A 1,570-nucleotide genomic window follows, 5' to 3' on the forward strand; every position below is an offset into this window, starting at 1 on the left:
CGTGAGGGCCCTGCCGAACGGGGCGCGTTGTCGGGTGCGGGTGCGGGTGCGGGTGCGGGTGCGGGTGAGCGGGGGCTGGTCGCGCAGTTCCCCGCGCCCCTGAAAAGCCGGGGCTGCGCCCCGTGCTTTTCAGGCCCGCAGGGGCCTGGTCTGCCGGTATCACCCGCGGCGGTCATCTTGGAGGCGGCATGGACTTCGGGTTCGGTGATGAGGACGAGGCCTTCCGGGCGGAGGCGCGGGCGTGGCTGGGGGCGCACGCCGGGGTGGGAGAGGACCGGCGCGCCTGGGAGCGGACGCTCGGCGCTGCCGGGTGGATCGGGCTCGGCTGGAGTGAGGGCGGGTACGGGAACCGGACGGCCACCCTCGTCCAACAGGTGGTCTGGGCCGAGGAGTACGCGCGGGCCGACGTACCCGCGCGGTCCGGGCACATCGGGGAGAAGCTGCTCGCGCCGACGCTGATCGCGTTCGGTGGCGAAGAGCAGAAGCGGCGGTTCCTGCCGGCGATCGCGCGCGGCGACGAACTCTGGTGCCAGGGGTACAGCGAGCCCGGCGCCGGGTCCGACCTGGCCGGCGTGCGGACGAAGGCCGAGCGGGCGGAGGACGGGTCGTACCGGATCACCGGGCAGAAGATCTGGACCTCGCTCGCCCACGAGGCCGACTGGTGTTTCGTGCTGGCCCGGACCGAGGCGGGCTCCGAGCGCCACCACGGGCTGTCGTTGCTGCTCGTGCCGATGGACCAGCCGGGGCGGATCGAGGTGCGGCCCATTCGGCAGATGACCGGGACGAGCGAGTTCAACGAGGTGTTCTTCGACGGGGCGCACGCCCGCGCGGAGCACGTCGTCGGGGGCGAGGGGAACGGCTGGCGCGTGGCCATGGGGCTGCTCGGCTTCGAACGCGGCGTGTCGACGCTCGCCCAGCAGATCGGCTTCGAGGAGGAGTTGAAGGACGTCGTACGGGCCGCCGTGGACAGCGGGGCCGTGGACGACGCCGTCGTGCGCGATCAACTCGTACGACAGTGGGCCGAGTTGCAGACCATGCGGTGGAACGCCCTGCGGACGCTCGGTGGGGCGGAGGGGGGCGCGGAGCCCGGCGCGCCGAGTGTGGCCAAGTTGCTGTGGGGGCGGTGGCATCGGCGGCTCGGGGAGCTGGCGATGGAGGTGCGGGGCGCGGAGGCGGCCGTCGGACCGCGGGAGTGGTCGGCGGCGGAGCCGTACGCACTGGAGCCCTTCCAGCAGTTGTTCCTGTTCAGCCGGGCCGACACCATCTACGGCGGTTCGGACGAGGTGCAGCGCACGATCATCGCCGAGCGGGTGCTCGGTCTGCCGAGGGAGCCGAGAGGCTGAGACACCGAGGGGTGGAGGCCATGCGGGGAGTGGTGTTCGACGGGAAGCGGGCCGAGGTCGTCGACGATCTGGCCGTGCGGGAGCCGGGGCCCGGTGAGGTGCGGGTGGCGATCACGGCCGCCGGCCTCTGCCACAGCGATCTGTCGGTGGTGGACGGGACCATTCCGTTCCCCGTTCCCGTGGTGCTCGGGCACGAGGGGGCCGGGGTCGTCGCGGAGGGGGGGGCG

Annotated in this window: 2 protein-coding genes; both read left to right on the forward strand. The window is 73.2% G+C overall.

Going from position 1 to position 1,570, the window contains the following annotated elements:
• The first annotated feature begins 188 nt into the window (after nt 1–188).
• Entirely contained in the window at nt 189–1,343 is a 1,155-nt protein-coding gene (locus tag P1P70_RS44380) for an acyl-CoA dehydrogenase family protein (RefSeq protein WP_319248137.1), read from the forward strand.
• A 20-nt stretch (nt 1,344–1,363) separates the two neighbouring features.
• On the forward strand, nt 1,364–1,570 hold a 207-nt coding region (locus P1P70_RS44385), incomplete at its 3' end, for an alcohol dehydrogenase catalytic domain-containing protein (RefSeq protein WP_319248139.1).

This window comes from Streptomyces sp. MB09-02B (assembly GCF_033794485.1).
Classification (GTDB): Bacteria; Actinomycetota; Actinomycetes; order Streptomycetales; family Streptomycetaceae; genus Streptomyces.